We start from the raw sequence: 18,239 nt of genomic DNA, 5'->3' as shown, positions 1-18,239 counted from the left end.
ATTTCAATTCAAAGAAAACGTTTTTATTTCAAAAAACATGATATTTCCCAAAAACCTCAGCCTTGATACCTTAAATCAGTTTGGCAAAGGAAATATGTTAGAACACTTGGGGATTGTGTTCACTAAAATCGGTGATGACTTCATCGAGGCGACCATGCCAGTGGACCAAAGAACAAAACAACCCTTTGGTTTGTTACATGGAGGAGCGAGCGTGGTATTGGCTGAGACCTTGGGAAGTGTGGCGTCTTCGTGCTGTGTAGACCCCGCAAAACAGTATTGTATTGGCTTGGACATCAATGCCAATCACATCAAAGCAGTCCGTGATGGCCTGGTCAGGGGAATTGCCACGCCTATCCACCTCGGGAAAAAGACTCACGTGTGGGAAATAAAAATTTTAACAGAAGAAGACCAATTGGCCTGTATCAGCCGGATCACCATGGCTGTGCTGGATAAAAAATCATGATGCAAACAACGACCGCAAGACCCTACCTCATCACCCAGGAAGAAATACTGGACAGATGGCTGTACCGTGCCTTGGAAGGCGGTTTCCAAATTGCCATTTGGCGGGCTCCCAAATCAAACAGTATCCAGCTCATCTTAGACCAAACCAAGGTAATTAAGCGGGTAAACCTGGAGCTGGAAACCCTACCGCAAGGTTTTATTGCACATCCGTTTGCGGATCAGGAAGACCAAAAGGCCCTGTTTCTGGAAGCCTCGGACTATTATAAATTTGACTTGGCCAATCCTGCTACCGATTCGGAAGAAGAGTGGTTTCAAAAAACAACCTTACCTCCGGAGCAATTAAAAAAACAAGTCAATCGCTTCTTGCGATCAGCACAGCCTGAAAAAGATTGTGCAAGCTCAGCCTCCACTGCCAAATCTAGTTTTATTGCATTGGTAGAAGAAGGCATCCGAGCCATTCAAGCCGGCGAGTTATCGAAAGTTGTCCCGGCAAGGATCCAAAAAGTCCATTTAAGGGAAGATTTTGACCTGGCAAAGACATTTTTGGAACTATGTACCTTGTATCCTGATGCCTTTGTGAATTTCTTTCACATCCCCAAGGTGGGCACTTGGCTAGGCGCTACTCCCGAAATTCTGATTAAAACGGAAGGGCCCTATTTTCAAACCATGGCACTCGCCGGTACGCAAAAAGCCGAAGGGGAAAACCCTGTAAAAAACGCAGCCTGGAAGCAAAAGGAGATTGAAGAGCAAGCCATGGTCAGTCGATATATCGTCAATAATTTTAAAAAAATCCGACTGCGGGAATACGAGGAAAATGGCCCCAAAACAGTTCAGGCCGGTAACCTATTACACCTAAGGTCAGACTTCAGGGTAAACATGGATGCCACAAACTTCCCACAACTCGGGTCTGTCATGCTGAAACTTTTGCACCCCACTTCAGCTGTCTGCGGCACACCAAGGGAGACCTCGATGAAGTTCATCTTGGATCATGAATCGTTTGACCGATGCTTCTTTGCAGGCTTTATCGGTCCAGTGAATATCGAAAACCAAACCGCCATTTATGTCAACTTAAGAACCGCCCAGCTCATCAACGAAGAAGTACTACTATACGCCGGTGCAGGCGTTACCGCTGATTCAATCCCCGAACGGGAATGGGAAGAGACTTCGCTAAAATGTGACATTATCGGAAAATTCATTCAATAGAATCAACTTGATTATCCAGCCAATTATCGATTTAGCGGCAATTTTTGCCAGAAAGGGTATCAAAAACGCCATCCTTTCTCCTGGCTCTAGGTGCGCACCTTTGACCTTGGCATTTGTCAGACACCCTGACATCCACTGCAGGACCATTTCAGACGAGCGTTCAGCGGCATTTGTTGCCTTGGGCATGGCACAACAGCTCAAGAAGCCAGTGGTATTGGTTTGTTCCAGCGGTACGGCTGCCCTAAACTATGCCCCCGCAATTGCAGAAGCATTTTTCCAGCAAATCCCCCTGATTGTCCTCACCGCGGACCGTCCCCCTGAATGGATTGACCAATGGGATGGGCAAACCATCCGGCAACAGGCCATTTACGGAAGGCACATTAAGCAATCCTATGATTTCCCCGATCATTTTGGGCATCCGGATATCACTTGGCATGCGCACCGCATCGGTAATGAAGCTGTCAATGAGGCTACTGGGTTCCCTGCCGGGCCCGTTCATGTCAACATCCCCATTAGGGAACCATTTTATCCCGAAAGCCAAGATGAGTTTGATTTTAACCGCCCCATTCCTATTGTAAACAAACTGGAGTCCGCTACACATCTCAGCAGCAGCGCATTGGCAAATTTCAAAAATGAATTGGCGAGATTTAAGAGGGTTGTTATCATTCCTGGCCAGCAAGCATCCCATCAGCACACCTTGGATTTACTGAACGAACTGGCTACCCAACATAAAGTGGTCATCATCAGTGACACCATTTCGAACATGCAATCCAGCAATACCATCACTTTTCATGATCAGTTATTGCCGGTAGTGGATCACGGCGCCTTCTCACCGGATCTGATCATCAGTTTTGGAAAATCCATTATTTCTAAACCACTGAAAAATTTCCTTAGAAGCTCAGGAGCGGAGCATTGGCACATTCAGCCCGCAGGCTATTCTCCGGACACTTACCAAGGGTTGGCCAAGATCATCCCTTCGACCGCACAGGAAATACTGCGCATTTTAGTGGAATCTACCCTCACCTTGGACGGGGAATTTCACCAACGCTGGCATCAAGCAGACCAGGCGATGGAAAGGGCTTTGAAAAACACGCTGGAAAAAGCTCCATTTGGAGAGTGGAAGGCTATTTACAACGTCCTAAACCATCTTCCGGAGACATCAAAATTACACCTTGCCAACAGCATGGCCGTTCGATATGTGAATTTTCTAGGAGCACGGAAGCAAGAAATAATCTGCAACAGGGGCACTAGCGGCATTGATGGCTCCAACTCCACAGCCGTAGGATGTACCTTTACCACCAAGGAATTTGTGACCCTGATCACGGGGGATATGGCATTTTTCTATGACAGAAATGCTTTTTGGCACAATTACACCACCAATAACCTACGGATCATCCTTCTCAACAACCATGCTGGCGGCATCTTTAGGATCATTAACGGCCCCAACAAACAGCCAGAACTTGAAGAGTTTTTCGAAACCAAACAATCCCTGAATGCAGCGCATTTGGCTATGGATTTTGGTTTTGGCTATCTACCAGTAAAATCAGAAGAAGAGTTGGATGCTGCCCTGATGGATTTTTACCACCCTTCCGTCAAACCTAAAATCATCGAGGTATTTTCTGACAGTGCCGAAAACACCGCCATCCTGAACACGATAAAATCTAACCTGAGAAATTTCATGGACCAGTAAAACAAGGATCATTTGATCTTGGCAAAGAAATCCTCCAAATCCAACTCAACCCCTTCGACAGCTGAGGAGCGGAACACCATTCCACTGGTCATCAATTGTGAAGGAACATACTTTCCTTTTACCAGCGTGTAAACCAACAGGGTCTGCTCATCAGGATGAATAATCCAATATTCTTTAATGCCGCTTTCCTGATACAACTCATACTTGTGCTGGAGTTCCAACCGGTTATTGCCCGGTGAAAGAATCTCCACGACCAAGTCCGGTGCGCCGATACATCCGCGGTTATCTAATTTCTCCCGATCACAGATCACGCACAAATCAGGCTGGACAACCGTAAAAATATCCTTATCCGCCTTGGACTGCTGTGGAAGCCGCACATCAAATGGCGCTGAATATACCTCACAATGATGGTTTTTTAAATTGTCTGTCAGTAAGTAAGCCAATTCATATGAAATCTTCTGATGAATTCGGGAAGGGGCGGCCGCAGCTTTCTTGAACACCTTCCCTTTGATCAACTCCACCATCTCTTCCATCTGCCAGGTCAGGTAGTCTGCATAGGAATAATGACCATATTCCACATCCGGCTCAGTGACCTTTTTGTTCTTTCTCTCCCCCTTTTCCATATAGAAATTTACTAAAAAATCCATCTCAGCACAAAAACACCTCCCGGCCTCTTAGGCTGCATCCGTTACCTTTTTTTATCAATCATCTATGGCTGCCCCTACCATTTGACGGAATTTCCAGCCAGTTTGATCATCGACAGGCTCTTGTGTTTGTTTCATGAGCACCCCGATAACTTGTTCCTTAGGATCAGCAAAATATTGGGTATTGAAATAGCCTCCCCAGTCGAAGGTCCCTTCGCTTCCCATGCCTCCAGAAGCTTCTCCCTCAGCAGTCACCACGCCAAAGGCCAAACCGTAATATTGGCCATCGCCTCCAAAAAGGGCTCCTGTTTGGTTGCCCATGATGCTTCGTACCGTGGTACGGCTCAACAGCCTGACTCCATTGAGCTCGCCACCATTCAGGTACATTTGTAGAAACGTCGCATAATCCTTTGCTGTACTGCTTAAGCCCGCACCTCCAGAAAAGAAGGTCTTGGCGCCCTTTACAGGGTACTCGGTATCATAAAAAGTCACGGGATAAGGCTGCCATTCTCCGTTCATTTTGTGCTGAACGGTCACGAGTCTGTCCGCCTTATCTTCAGGAAGGTAAAACCAAGTGTCTTCCATCCCTAAGGGATCGAAAATGTGTTCCTTTAGAAATTCATCATAGGGCTGTCCCGAAATCACCTCCACAAAATACCCTAGCACATCCAGCCCCTCACTGTAGGAATATTGTTCCCCTGGAGTAAAATGCAAAGGCAGTTCGGCCAATTTCCGTACACTCTCTCCAATGGTGATCGGCTTCGTAGTAAACAGGTCTGTTATACCTGCCTTATGGTAAATCATTTTCATGCGTTCATCCCTGTCGATCACACCATATCCCAGTCCTGAAGTATGGGTGAGCAAATGGCGAATGGTGATTTCATTATCCGCTGGAACCGTCGTATAGGTCGTATCTGCATACTTAAAACCAGCTAAAACTTGCGGATCCTCAAACTCCGGAATGTATTTGGATATCGGATCATCAAGCTGAAACTTCCCCTCCTCCCACAACATCATCACCGCCGTGGATGTAATGGCTTTGGTTTGAGATGCGATTCTGAAAATAGAATTGGTTTCCATTTTCTCGCTTGCTTGGTTATCAGCCTGCCCAAAAGCTTCATGATATACGATTTTTCCATCTTTGGCGATGAGGGCCACCGCTCCAGGGATATTCCCTTTGCTGACTTCCTCCTGAAGCATATTGGAGATCTTCTTCAAGCGCTCATCGGACATGCCAACGCTACGGGGAGCTGCTTCAGATAGCTCGGGAGAATGCTGGCTACTCTTGGTCTGGGCATTTACTGAGGCCATTGCCATCCAACAAACTATGGCGATATAAATTCTTTTCATGGTGCTAACGGTTTTAGGAACATGTATGCTTGCTACCTGGATCGGTAGCAAGCAAGGTTTGGCTAATTTCTCAAGGTATCCATTTGATGTCCTTGAAGTTTGGCTTTCTTTTTTCCAAAAAGGCATTTCTTCCCTCTTGTGCCTCTTCGGTCATATAAGTTAACCGTGTGGCTTCACCGGCAAAAACTTGCTGGCCCACCATTCCATCATCAGTTAAGTTAAAGGCAAACTTCAGCATCTTAATGGAAGTAGGTGACTTGGCAAGAATTTCCTGAGCCCATTCATAAGCAGTATCCTCCAACTCATTATGCGGAATGACAGCATTGACCATGCCCATCTCATAGGCCTCTTGGGCTGAATAATTTCTGCCGAGGAAGAATATTTCCCTGGCACGCTTTTGTCCTACCATTTTGGCCAGATAGGCAGACCCGTAGCCTCCATCAAAACTGGTCACATCAGCATCCGTCTGCTTGAAAATAGCATGCTCTTTACTCGCCAAGGTCAAGTCACAGACCACATGCAAACTGTGGCCTCCCCCAACAGCCCATCCGGGTACCACCGCAATGACCACTTTTGGCATAAAACGGATCAATCGCTGCACCTCTAGGATGTTTAAACGGTGCATGCCATCATCGCCCACGTACCCCTGATGTCCCCTGGCCTTTTGATCGCCACCGCTGCAAAAAGAATACACTCCGTCCTTTGGGGAAGGCCCCTCGGCAGACAAAAGCACTACGCCTATGGACGTGTCCTCTCGGGCATCCACAAATGCCTCAAAAAGCTCACTGGTCGTTTGGGGCCGAAAAGCATTCCTTACTTCAGGCCTGTTAAAAGCTATCCTGGCTACTCCATCGCATTTTTTATAGGTGATGTCCTTAAATTCTTTTACTACTTTCCACTCCATATTTTTATTGATTTATTGCGACATAAATTATCTATGCAAGATAATAGCAACTGAGCGATTAAGCATATAAAAAACGGATAAAACAACTCTTGGTGTACTTGCCTCCTTATTGCTGATAAAACCGCTGATGTAACACATCCATTGGACTTCCGCTTTAGGAAGACCATGATGGCTATGGAGAGTCCTGCAATATTTGATTACTTTTGCATAAACTTCAGTAAGGCTCATGGGCAAAATCATCATTGGAACGTCTGCCGTCAGCTTCGAGGCAATCAAAAAAGGAAATTGGCCAAATGAAAGTGCCTATATCGAACAATCCTTGGCTTTCTGCCAAGCATGGCTCAACGGGGAGGAGCACTTTCAGCTGCAAACCTCTGGATCCACGGGTAATCCCAAAAAGATCAATGTCAAGCGGCAGCAAATGGAATTTAGCGCAGCAGCTACCGGGCAGTTTTTTAACATTCCAGAAGAAGCCAATTTGCTCTGCTGTCTAAACACCCGCTTGATCGCAGGCAAAATGATGCTCGTCAGAGGTATGGAATGGAACAGCACCATTTATTTGGAGGAACCTTCGGGAACACCTTTGGCCAATTTTGACCAATCGGTGACCTTTGATTTTGCCGCAATGGTGCCTGCACAAGTGGAAAACTGCATCAACCATCCCATCGAAAAGGAAAAACTAAACCATATCCGACAACTGATCATCGGTGGAGCTCCACTAGCCCAAAACCTTCAAAGGGAAGTCGCGCTGCTGGCCTGTAACACCTATCAAACCTATGGTATGACGGAAACCGTCTCGCATATAGCCCTCGCCAAAATCACCGGAAACCCTCCCCTAAACTATCAAACGCTTCCCGGTGTGGTGATTTCTACCACTCCGGATGCCCGACTGGTGATCGATGCCCCTATGGCCGATGCGGTACTCACCACCACGGATATCGTTTCCTTGCCTCAGCCCAATAGGTTCATTTGGCAAGGACGGGCTGATTTTACCATCAATTCCGGCGGCATCAAGATCCAACCGGAACAGCTGGAGATAGCTATCCATCCCATCATGGCCATCCACTTGCCCGGAAAACGCTATTTTATCGCAGGGGCTCCTCATGAAAAATGGGGGGAAGAGGTGGTCTTGATTGTGGAATCTGCTCGTATTTCAGCCTCCAAAGAAGAGCAAATCAAATCTGAAATTGCGGCAAAAGTCTCAAAATACGAACGCCCAAAAAACCTTTACTTTTTAGATAATTTTATAGAAACCCCTTCTGGCAAAATCAAACGAAAGGCCAACTTAAACCAGGCTTTAAATAAAATCATTTGACATAAAAAAACAGGTTAAAAGTCATATTTAAATATTGATTCATTATCTTATCTGAGCAAACTTAAATCAGCTAATCGCGTAAGTAAAGGCAGGGTTTTAACAATTTTTAACCTATTCGCATATGGATGATCTTATGGCCGCGAGGTCGCAAATGGCACTCTCATTGGGATTTCACATCATCTTTGCCTGTATTGGCATGATCATGCCGTTTTTGATGGCTATTTCCCATTATAAATTTTTAAGGTCCGGAAAGGAAAAATACAAAGTCCTCACCAAAGCCTGGAGCAAGGGAGTAGCGATCTTCTTTGTGACAGGCGCCGTATCCGGGACGATGCTTTCCTTTGAGTTGGGATTGCTTTGGCCGGAATTCATGAAGCATGCCGGACCGATTTTCGGGATGCCATTTTCCCTCGAAGGGACCGCCTTCTTTATCGAAGCCATTGCCTTGGGCTTTTTCCTTTATGGTTGGGAAAAATTCAATCCTTGGTTCCATTGGTTCACCGGAGTGGTAGTGGGGATCAGCGGCTTGGCTTCTGGGATTTTGGTCGTAGCGGCCAATGCCTGGATGAACTCCCCTGCTGGCTTCGATTACGTGAATGGTGAATACCTCAATATCGACCCCATGGCGGCCATGTTCAACGACGCGTGGTTTACCCAAGCCCTTCACATGATCTTGGCAGCTTTCGTGGCCACTTGTTTTGCAGTGGCCGGGATCCATGCTTGGATGCTTACCAAAGGCAAAAACAGTCCTATCCATAAAGCTGCGCTAAAAATTTCTTTGACCATCGGTGCTGTAGCCGCCATTCTTCAGCCGATCAGCGGCGATCTCTCCGCAAAAGACGTGGCAGTGCGCCAACCCGCCAAACTGGCGGCAATGGAAGCCCACTTCAAGACGGAAACATCCGCACCGCTGATCATTGGTGGCATTCCTGATGAAGAAAACCAAACGGTCAATTACGCCATTAAACTCCCCGGAGCCTTGAGTTTTTTGGCCCATGGTGATTTTAATGCATCAGTCACTGGCTTGGACCAAATCCCCAAAGACGAACATCCCCCGGTCACCGTAACACACTTTGCCTTTCAGATCATGGTCGGCTGTGGCATGCTGCTGATGCTTACCGGTATCGTTTGGCTCTTAGGGCTTTGGAAAAACAAACGGTTCATTTATTCAAAAAGATTTTTGGGTCTGATCGCTTTGCTCACGCCGTTAGGCTTCATTGCTGTGGAAGCAGGCTGGTTTGTCACTGAAGTGGGAAGGCAGCCGTGGATCCTCTATGGCATCATGAAAACCAAGGAGGCTGTCACACCCATGCCGGGAATCGTCTATTCCTTTATTTTATACGCCGTCATCTACCTTTCCCTGGCAGGGATTGTCTCGCTATTATTGGTAAGACAAATCAAGAACCTTGATCAAAATCCTGATTTATCATTACCCTCAAACACCTGAAATATGCTGTATGTAGTCATCGCTTTTCTATACCTGTCGTTATTATTTTACCTCCTTTTTGGCGGGGCGGACTTTGGAGCGGGAATCATCGAACTTTTTTCGGGGCGATCATTAAAGGAACGAACCCGACTCCTTACATATCAGGCCATTGGTCCCATCTGGGAAGCGAACCACATGTGGCTGATCATTACGATCGTTATTTTATTTGTGGGTTTTCCTGAAATTTACACCTTGGCCTCGGTATACCTCCACATCCCCCTTTCTTTGCTTTTGATTGGGATCATCGCACGTGGAACTGCCTTTATTTTTCGGCATTATGATGCGGTAAAAGACCACTTCCAAAAAGTCTACAACCTGATTTTCGTCTATTCTTCTTTTATGACCCCATTTTTCCTCGGCATATTGGCGGGCACCGCGATTTCTGGACGCATAAATCCTGAAGCCACCGATTTTGTTTCGGCTTACCTAAGCCCTTGGCTGGGTTGGTTTCCACTGTCTGTAGGAGTCTTTACCGTCGTAATCTGCGGTTTTCTTGCAGCCGTTTACCTGATTGGGGAAGCCAATAATAACGAAGACAGGGATCTTTTCCGTCAGAAAGCTTTCCGCATGAACATCTTAACCGTCATCACAGGAGGCTTGGTGTTTTTGGTCGGTGAATGGGAAGGTATCCCGCTTTTCACTGAACTGATCAACCACCCCGTCGGTTTAGCGGCATTGGTCTTAGCGACCTTGTCCCTGCCTGTGACATGGTTGCTATTGAAAAAGAAAAAAGTATACTGGCCTCGGGTCTTGGTGGGATTTCAGATCACCATGATCCTGATTACGCTGATGGCCAGCCAACATCCTGATTTTATTGTGCTTCAGAACAGCACGATCAGTCTGGAAAATGCAGCAGCAGGTGAAAGTACTATATTCGCACTGGGCATGGCCCTGCTGATCGGAAGCCTGTTTATTCTTCCCGCACTATTTTATTTGATTTACAGCTTTCAAAAACAACCTATCTCAGTAAAAAAACCACTAAAACAATAAACCTACCTCCCATAAAAACCTACAACAAAGGATACTCAAAACAACACAAACAGTAGTATTCCATTTATTAATGATAATTTTGGGGGTTTATTCTTTTTTTTATACTTGCCACGTACCATTTGAGCTCAAAAACGAGTGCAAGGTGCCGAAACCTTTTGAACTGAGAATTTTAAAGCTAAAAGGAGTTTTCTTTTTTAGGCTTTTTTAACTGTTAATCAACTTTGTTTTATCTAAAATTAAAATCATGAAAGAACTACTTTCTTACTGCACTAGATGTGTTTAAATCAAACTATTCCTTCCCTACTAACCTGAGTTCGATTAATAATTCCCCATAAATTGTCCGCCAAGAAACGTTCAAGCAAGAATAACACAAAAATTAATGTTAAAATTTATTTTATAAAAAAATTCACATATATAGATAATATTTTCTATGTATTTAATTAAAAACTATAATTAGAAACATAGAAAAAGCCATGTTTTTTCGTTATATTAAAGTGTTGAAGTTCAATACATTAACTACTAAAACATGACCTTAACTGACTCCAAAATTACCGAAATTTTCTATCTTATCGATGAATTCTGCATCCAATTTGAAAAATCCACTGAAAAACATATTCTTGGAAACAGGCCCAAGAGAAGGCCCAGAATGAGCCTGAGCGAAGTCATTACCATTATGGTGATGTTCCATACCGGGGGATTCCGAAACATGAAACACTTTTATCTCTATTTTATCAAAGTCCATAAAAAACACCTTTTCCCCCAGACCGTTTCCTACAACAGGTTTGTTGAACTGATGCAATCCGCCACCCTTCCGATGACTATATTCCTGAAAACCTGTTGTTTAGGAGAGGGGACAGGTATTGCGTTTATCGACTCAACTCCGATCAGGGTATGCAAAAACAAAAGGATAAAAAGGAACAAGGTTTTCAAAGATATTGCCCAGGTGGGCAAATCCACCATGGGATATTTCTTCGGCTTCAAGCTCCACCTGGTCATCAATGACAAAGGGGAGCTGTTAAACTTTGTGGTCACCCAGGCCAATGTTGATGACAGGGAGCCGCTTAGGAACAAAAGTTTCGTAAATAACCTAAAGGGGAAATTATATGCGGACAAAGGCTATGTTTCAAAGGATTTGACCGAATTGTTGTTTTCAGACGGGCTTCACCTAATTGCCAATATTAGGAATAATATGAAGAATGTCCTTATGGAAATGAAGGACAAAATCATGCTCAGAAAACGATCTGTTATTGAAACGGTAAATGATGAATTGAAAAACATGTGTCAGATCGAACATTCCAGGCACCGCTCTTTTGGAAATTTCATCACCAACATGATTTCAGGACTCATTGCCTACTCATTTTTCCCTAAAAAGCCCGCAATCAAATACCAAACAGTCCAAACTAACCAAATAGCCCTGTTTTAAAATCGAACTCAGGTTACTAAATAATTTTGACCAATGATTACAAAAATTAACCTCTTCGCGTTATTGTTGTTTCTAACATCAATCAGTAACGTTGTATTTTCACAAGAAAGAAAACAAAAACTTCAAGTTGAAGCCGGGCCTGTTTTCCATTTTAACAACCTAAATGAAGATAAATACTCATTCTTAAAAGCAGGAGAAAGTATTGGGACAGAAAAACTCATTGGAATAAATATGAAGTTCACCATTCCATCATCCTTAGAGTATTTAGACTACATCGCAGGTACAATATATGAAAAGGATGCTACTACCTATTCTGGAGGATGGTCCCAAGGGAATGGAAGCCATTATAAACTTAACGGCGGAGGAGTGTATGCGGGAATCAGCCCGAAACTGAAAGGCAAGCATTTTGGCTTGACCAGTGAATTGGCCGTCGGGATTTTCACTTACAAGGAATATATTTCTGTCGTCAGGGATAGAAGCAATCCCCCCGTAGATTTTCATGAACGAAATTCTTCCGCTGGATTGGGGGCACTGGCTTCTGTAGGTGCTTATGCCCGATTTGGACGATTCGGTATCAATCCAAATTTTAACATGGTCTTCTCTGGAGGAGGCAATTCCAGCTTTATATTCTATGGACTTACTTTGCCTTTGACCATTTCCTTTTATTGATGGATCATTTTAAAGGGATCCTTTGACGGGATCCCTTTGTTTCCTTTTTTCTCCAATACCCTAAGGAGCAATATAAAAACACCCTATCCATTAATCCTCCTCATACCAAGAAGCATATTTAGGATAGTTCTCAGCAGTGCGTTTGATGACCGCCATCATTTCTTCACCGGTATCTTTGACCTTTTTGGCGGGAATTCCAGCATAAATGCTGTTGGCTTCCACCACCGTCCCGGCCAAGACGATGGCTCCTGCCGCCACTACTGCCCCACTGTGCACGACGGCATTGTCCATGACCACTGCCCCCATGCCAATCAGTACATTATCGTGGACGGTGCACCCATGAACGATGGCATTGTGCGCAATGGACACATTGCTTCCGATATAGGTTCCAGCCTTTTGATAAGTACAATGGATAATGGCTCCATCTTGGATATTGGTATGGTTTCCGATGACGATTTCATGAACATCTCCCCGGACTACTGCATTAAACCACACCGTACACCCTTCCCCCATTCGCACATCACCTACCACGGTGGCATTATCTGCCAACCAGCATTTCTCCCCAAATACCGGAACCTTGCCATTTACCGATTTTACTAGTGCCATATAACTTTTCTAAGTATTTTTTCGTTTTATTCTCAAACATTTAACGATCAAATCTAGTTTTTTTAATGACAATGTGAACCTTTTTTTCTAATTTTAAATTTACATGTATATACATCTAATACACGCAACATTTTAAGACCAAACAGTTATGAAATTAATCAAAACTACCGGCCTATTTCTAGCAAGTGCCCTTTTGATGGTGGCTTGTGGCCAAAAGAGTGAAACCGTAGAAACTTCTGAAGCACAAGAAGTAGCCGAAGCAACAGGCAAAACGGTTGCCGTAGATCCTTCCGCAAGTGCAGTTTCTTGGACAGGATACAAGCCTGCGGGCAAGCATTATGGAACAATTCCTGTGACTGCAGGCGAAGTGACCATTGAAGGCGATGCCATTACCAGTGGTAATTTCACCTTTGATATTGCTGCCCTTAAAATCGGCGATATGGAAGAAGGCACAGAAAATTACGGCAAGCTGCATGGCCACTTGCAATCACCAGATTTCTTCGATGCTGCCAATCACCCTACGGCTACTTTTGAAGTAACTGCAGTAGAGCCTTTTACTGCTGATGCTACAATCGAAGACAAAGAGGAATTTGAAACGGAATTTACCCCTAACAGCCTGAGTGAGCAGATGGTGGAAAACCCTACCCACTGGATCAGCGGTAACTTGACCATGAGAGGAACTACTAAAAACATCAAGTTCCCTGCTGCTGTCAGCATCAACGACGGTGTGATCTCAGCTAAAGCTGGTTTTAACATCGATAGAACCGACTGGGGCTTGACCTATAGCGACGAAAGCTCTGTAGCCGACAAAGCGAAAGATAAATTTATCTATAACACGGTAAATGTAGGCTTTGAAATCAAAGCTGACTAATAGCCGATTGACATTATTCTTAAAAGAGGAATTTGATCAAATTCCTCTTTTTTTATGCCCTTTCCTTTAATTTTGGTTCATGAAGTATGCGAACACCGGGGAATTCCCTCTGCAAAAAGAATGGATCGAAAAAGCACTGCACTGGGCATCAAACCATTTTGCCTATGTCAGTTACCATCATCATAACGACATTTCTTATCCGCACCAAGGGTTTACCCATGTGCTGTTTGCTGGACAACACTCCGTCGCTTGGAATGACATGGACGCCCACTCCGGTCCCAAAGCGGGAATTCTTAGCTATGACCTTAAAAACAAATTTGAAAGGTTAAAGAGCCAAAACCCTTCACTGGTCAATTGTCCCGAGACATGCTTTTTCTTACCGGAATTGACCATCCTCTTTCACGAAAAAACCCTTGAGATCAAATCCGCAGCTCCTGATCGCCTTTTTGAGGAAATCCGAGACTACCAACCTGAAATAGTCTCCCAAAAAATCGCTCCTGTTCAGGTCAAGACCAGTAAAAGTGAGTACATCCAAACCGTCCGTAACATTCAGGAACATATTCGTCAGGGCGATATCTATGAGATGAATTACTGCATTGCCTTCGAAGCAGTGGTAGAATCGATCAATCCAGTTCAGGTTTTTCTTGATTTGGAGAAAAAATCTCCCATGCCCTTTGCGAGTTTTTTTAAATGTCAAGACCAGTATCTCGTGGGAGCCTCTCCCGAACGCTTCATCAAAAAACAGGGGCTCCAGATCACAGCCCAACCTATCAAAGGTACCATCCAAAGGGGGAAAACTGCTGAAGAAGATGCGAACTATAGAGAATCTCTTCGCCTCAGTGAAAAAGAACAGGCCGAAAACCTGATGATCGTAGACCTCATGCGTAACGACCTTGCCAGGATCGCTGAAACAGGCTCCATAAAAGTCGAGGAGCTTTTTGGCATTTATCCTTTTCGGCAGGTCTATCAAATGATCTCCACCGTTACCGCTACCCTGCGGCCAGGCACTTCCTTTACAGAAATCATTGCCAACACCTTTCCCATGGGTAGCATGACCGGTGCACCCAAAATAAAATGCATGGAATTGATCGATCGCTATGAAAACTTCAAAAGGGGATGGTTTTCAGGAGCTCTTGGTTTTGTGGACGAATTCGGGAACCTAGACTTCAGTGTGGTCATCCGGAGTATTATCATCGACACCAAGTCCAAACACCTATTTTTCGCCGCTGGCAGTGCCATCACTTTCGATGCTGATCCTGCATACGAGTATGAAGAATGCCTGCTAAAAGCCAAAGCCATCCAAGAAACCCTACGTTCCTAATCTCCTCAACTCCTAAACTTGTCCAGCATCCTTCCCATCCAGCCTTTTTGGGAGTGCTCTGGGTCATCATCGTAATATCCGGAATAATGTCCTTTTTTGATAAAGGAATAATTGTAGCCATAGCCGTAGTTGTAACCACCGAAATCATTCCCGTCAGCCTTCACGGCATTAAAAACCCCATAAAAATTATCCACTTGACCATTGTCAAATAGGTCATTGATCATCAGCAAGTACTTCTTTTGGGTATAGTCCTGCCTCACGATGTAAAGATTGACATCCGAAAACCGCAATAAATCTTTCGTCTCAGACACCAATGCCAAAGGAGGCGTATCCAAAATAATGACCTCAAACTCCTTTTCCAGCACATTCATCAACTCACTCAACTGAGGCTTCAACAAGAGTTCTGAGGGATTTGGGGGCACGGGGCCGGAAGGGATAAAATATAAATTATCATGATCAGTCTCATGGATAATAGCTTCTTTCGATGACTTTCCGACCAAATAAGAAGAAAGCCCACTCTTATTGCTGACGCCTACATATTGGGCTATTCTTGGCTTTCTTAAATCCATCCCCAGCACACAAGTCTTTTTGCCACTCAAAGCCATGGCAGCGGCCAAGTTTAAACTCACGAAAGTTTTTCCCTCACCAGAGACACTGGATGTAACCAATATACGCTTGCATTTTTTATCACTGGCAATGTAAAAAAGTGCTGAGCGCAGGGACCTAAAGGATTCCGACGCAATGGTTTTGGGATACTCTGCCACCAGCATATTGGTCTTCTTCTCACTATATCCGATGGTGCCTAACAGCGGCATTCTGAGGGCGCCCTTCAGCTGTACCTGATCAACGATTTTGTCATTGACAAAGTCGTAGAACAAAATAAGTCCAAGAGGCAAAAGAAGGCCTATCGCTAACGCCATTCCGTAATTATTGGCTTTCTTGGGAAAAATAAGACTCCCTTTTTTAGCGTAATCCACTACAGAAATATCCGACACGTTGGAAGCTTTGGCAATTCCGACTTCAGCCCGTTTTTCCAACAGGTAGTTATAAAGGTTTTCCCTTAGCTTAAACTCTCTGAAGATGTTGGCAAAATTGGACTCGGCTTTTGGCAGCCTTGAAAACTCCCGATCGTAAGTAGCCAGTTTTTTCTCCGCTTCTTGCTTTTTCTTTTCTGTATTGGCCACCAGATTTTTGATGTTTTCGAAGATATTTTCCCGTAATCGAGCGATTTGTTCATCCAATTTTTCTACATCTGGATGATTTTCATTCACCACAGAAAGCATCCTTTTTCTTTCCATGGAAAAGGTCATCAGCTGCTGGGTCATACTATTTAACGAAGCATCGGTAATGCCCATCATAGATGGCGCAATGGTTTCGCTGAAATCACCATCTCTTTCTGCTAAGTACGCTTCTAGTGATTTATAGTACTCCAACTCAAAAACCATTTCCTGAAGTTTTTCTTCTAACCTCTGAATCTTGGTCAGCACCCCTCCATATTCAGAGTCCACATCCAGCATTTTGTGGTCTACCTTAAAATTCAGCATCCTCCTTTCTGCCAATTTCAAGGAATCCTCCACCACATACATCTGTTCCTCTATGAACTTAAGGGTATTTTCAGCTATCTGATTTTTCTTTTCCAGGTCATGCTCCATATACGCATTCATCAGCGCATTGACATAATCCCTTCCCTTCTCCACTACTTTAGTACGTAAGGTCACTTGAAGTACCGACCCATAATTGTTTTGGGGACGTACAGCAATCGCATTCGAATAATAATCTACCAACGAAGAAGGACTATGAATAACAAACGACAGCTTTTCCCCTACTTTCATCGAGGCAACTTTGTTTACCACAAATTTCGTCTTTGGAGATGCTATAACCTCTTCAAACCGAAAGGTTTTTCCTAAAATGCCTGTGTCGTTTGATATCGATTTCTGTGACGAAAAACAATTAAAAATGCCATGGTCAGGTGTACCTAAAGTAAAGGTATCTTCCCCCACCACGGTTAGGCTGATCAGGCCATGCTCCTGCTGGGCATGATCCCAGTCCACATCTACCTTGATGGGGGATTTTTGGTATAGCTCGATCTCCTTGATCTTGGTGTAAGCAAAATAGCTCACATCAAAATGCACCTTCTCAAGTGCCTTTGCCGCCAAATTTTTGGACGTGAAGACTAACATGTCATTTTCCAACGTACCCGGGTTCTCGAAAATGTTGGAGCGATCAAGGATCCTCACTTCTGGGCTCGGAGCAGCATTGATAAGCATGCTCCCTCTGACCTCATATTTCTCTACCGTATACCGATGATACATAAAAACACCGGCCAAAAACACCATCATACTGATCAGGTATATTGGCCAGAACCGGAGATACTTTATCAGGTAATACTTAATATCTACCGGCTGATCTTCCTCCTCAAACTTCGGTATGTCAAACCCCTCTCTCATGCACTAGTCTTTCGTTAAAGCCACAAAGAACAACACTGCCGTCACCAAACCAATCGCCAACTGCAAGGTAGTGGCGATATTATTGGCATCCCCCACCTGTCGAATGGACATTGGCTGTAGGTATAGAATATCATTGGGTTGTATAAAATAATAAGGTGAGGCCAATAATGCCCGGTCATTAAGATTGATCTGGTGAATTTTGGTTCCACCATCATATTGCCTAATGAGGAACAATTCATTCTTTTTGGCCAGGATATCACTTTCTCCGGCCAAAGCAATGGCATCAAAGATCGTAGCCCTGTTCTTATAGATCACCTTGGTACCTGCACTATTAAACTCTCCCATGGTGGTAAACCTTATACCGCCCGTTCGCAGTCTTACGTAAACTTCCTCCTTAAAATACTGGTTGATTTCTGCCTCAATCTTAGTTCGAGCAGCTTCCTCTGTCAGTCCAGCTATTTTGATTTTACCAAGCTTAGGTATCCTTACGGTACCGTCCTTATCAATGGAATATCCAGTAAAATAAAATGGATCGCCACTATTATTACCGCCTCCACCTCGGGCATTTCGGGCACCTTGGTATTCAAATACTTTGGTCAGCTCCTCATCAGTAGAAGCGAAATCAATATCCACGATATCAAACGGCTGAAGGATATATTCATAATCTACCTCCGCATAAGGAATAAACTCATCAAGATCAATGGGATCCTTATCGGGCAAGTTCTGTAAATAATTCAAGCGCTTATTACTGACGCATGAAATCATTAACAGTGCTATCGATATAGTTAATAGCAATTTATTCATTCAAAACTAGGATTGTACTATGTTGGTTGGTGATATATCAAACCAAATATACTG

The 18,239-nt window shown here is 44.2% G+C and carries 16 protein-coding genes; 10 read left to right on the top strand and 6 right to left on the bottom strand.

Translation table 11 applies throughout. The features are described from left to right. The first annotated feature begins 37 nt into the window (after positions 1–37). The 3 genes from ECHVI_RS11435 to menD are packed head-to-tail and all read left to right on the top strand — an operon-like array spanning position 38 to position 3,355. Entirely contained in the window at positions 38–463 is a 426-nt protein-coding gene (locus ECHVI_RS11435; protein WP_015266150.1) for a hotdog fold thioesterase, read from the top strand. After that, the gene (locus ECHVI_RS11430) at positions 463–1,665 is read left to right on the top strand and encodes a chorismate-binding protein (protein ID WP_015266149.1); all 1,203 of its coding nucleotides are present in this window, start codon (positions 463–465) and stop codon (positions 1,663–1,665) included. The genes ECHVI_RS11435 and ECHVI_RS11430 overlap by 1 nt, the downstream gene beginning before the upstream one ends. Before the next feature lie 7 nt (positions 1,666–1,672). After that, entirely contained in the window at positions 1,673–3,355 is a 1,683-nt protein-coding gene (gene menD, locus ECHVI_RS11425; RefSeq protein WP_015266148.1) for a 2-succinyl-5-enolpyruvyl-6-hydroxy-3-cyclohexene-1-carboxylic-acid synthase, read from the top strand. A gap of 8 nt (positions 3,356–3,363) precedes the next feature. On the opposite strand, the gene ECHVI_RS11420 is transcribed toward menD, so the two are convergent. From ECHVI_RS11420 to ECHVI_RS11410, 3 genes are all read right to left on the bottom strand, one after another. After that, positions 3,364–3,978: a Uma2 family endonuclease gene (locus ECHVI_RS11420; RefSeq protein WP_015266147.1), complete on the bottom strand. Its 615-nt coding sequence runs from the start codon at positions 3,976–3,978 to the stop codon at positions 3,364–3,366. 78 nt (positions 3,979–4,056) lie between these two features. Beyond that, positions 4,057–5,349: a serine hydrolase domain-containing protein gene (locus tag ECHVI_RS11415; protein ID WP_015266146.1), complete on the bottom strand. Its 1,293-nt coding sequence runs from the start codon at positions 5,347–5,349 to the stop codon at positions 4,057–4,059. A 70-nt stretch (positions 5,350–5,419) separates the two neighbouring features. After that, complete coding sequence (locus tag ECHVI_RS11410) at positions 5,420–6,253, bottom strand: 1,4-dihydroxy-2-naphthoyl-CoA synthase (protein WP_015266145.1); 834 nt, start codon at positions 6,251–6,253, stop codon at positions 5,420–5,422. A gap of 226 nt (positions 6,254–6,479) precedes the next feature. Here ECHVI_RS11410 and ECHVI_RS11405 point away from each other — a divergent pair, with 226 nt between their 5' ends. The 5 genes from ECHVI_RS11405 (at position 6,480) to ECHVI_RS11385 (ending at position 12,136) form a co-directional block, all read left to right on the top strand. Continuing rightward, a complete protein-coding gene (locus ECHVI_RS11405; protein WP_015266144.1) occupies positions 6,480–7,568 on the top strand; it encodes an AMP-binding protein in 1,089 nt (362 codons plus the stop codon). Positions 7,569–7,689: 121 nt separating this feature from the next. Further along, positions 7,690–9,015: a cytochrome ubiquinol oxidase subunit I gene (locus ECHVI_RS11400; protein WP_015266143.1), complete on the top strand. Its 1,326-nt coding sequence runs from the start codon at positions 7,690–7,692 to the stop codon at positions 9,013–9,015. Between the two features lie 3 nt (positions 9,016–9,018). Beyond that, positions 9,019–10,044: a cytochrome d ubiquinol oxidase subunit II gene (locus ECHVI_RS11395; RefSeq protein WP_015266142.1), complete on the top strand. Its 1,026-nt coding sequence runs from the start codon at positions 9,019–9,021 to the stop codon at positions 10,042–10,044. A 526-nt stretch (positions 10,045–10,570) separates the two neighbouring features. Beyond that, positions 10,571–11,467, top strand: a complete 897-nt coding sequence (locus ECHVI_RS11390; protein ID WP_015264071.1) for an IS982 family transposase — start codon at positions 10,571–10,573, stop codon at positions 11,465–11,467. Positions 11,468–11,698: 231 nt separating this feature from the next. Next, positions 11,699–12,136: a hypothetical protein gene (locus tag ECHVI_RS11385; RefSeq protein ID WP_157501354.1), complete on the top strand. Its 438-nt coding sequence runs from the start codon at positions 11,699–11,701 to the stop codon at positions 12,134–12,136. A 90-nt stretch (positions 12,137–12,226) separates the two neighbouring features. Here the strand turns inward: ECHVI_RS11385 and ECHVI_RS11380 are convergent, their stop codons facing one another. Next, on the bottom strand, positions 12,227–12,742 hold the full coding sequence (locus tag ECHVI_RS11380; protein ID WP_015266140.1) for a gamma carbonic anhydrase family protein: 516 nt from the start codon (positions 12,740–12,742) through the stop codon (positions 12,227–12,229). Between the two features lie 148 nt (positions 12,743–12,890). Here ECHVI_RS11380 and ECHVI_RS11375 point away from each other — a divergent pair, with 148 nt between their 5' ends. Further along, positions 12,891–13,613 carry a YceI family protein gene (locus tag ECHVI_RS11375; RefSeq protein WP_015266139.1) on the top strand — a complete coding sequence of 241 codons (723 nt, stop codon included), beginning with the start codon at positions 12,891–12,893 and terminating at the stop codon, positions 13,611–13,613. Positions 13,614–13,692: 79 nt separating this feature from the next. Then, on the top strand, positions 13,693–14,934 hold the full coding sequence (locus ECHVI_RS11370) for an anthranilate synthase component I family protein (RefSeq protein ID WP_015266138.1): 1,242 nt from the start codon (positions 13,693–13,695) through the stop codon (positions 14,932–14,934). 5 nt (positions 14,935–14,939) lie between these two features. Here ECHVI_RS11370 and ECHVI_RS11365 read toward each other — a convergent pair whose 3' ends face one another. Further along, positions 14,940–17,381, bottom strand: a complete 2,442-nt coding sequence (locus tag ECHVI_RS11365) for an exopolysaccharide transport family protein (RefSeq protein ID WP_015266137.1) — start codon at positions 17,379–17,381, stop codon at positions 14,940–14,942. Positions 17,382–17,384: 3 nt separating this feature from the next. After that, a complete protein-coding gene (locus ECHVI_RS11360) occupies positions 17,385–18,185 on the bottom strand; it encodes a polysaccharide biosynthesis/export family protein (RefSeq protein WP_041738578.1) in 801 nt (266 codons plus the stop codon). Between the last annotated feature and the right edge of the window lie 54 nt (positions 18,186–18,239).

Source organism: Echinicola vietnamensis DSM 17526, from assembly GCF_000325705.1.
In the GTDB taxonomy this organism is placed as follows: Bacteria; Bacteroidota; Bacteroidia; order Cytophagales; family Cyclobacteriaceae; genus Echinicola; species Echinicola vietnamensis.
This window is presented reverse-complemented; position numbering and strand designations above follow the sequence as displayed.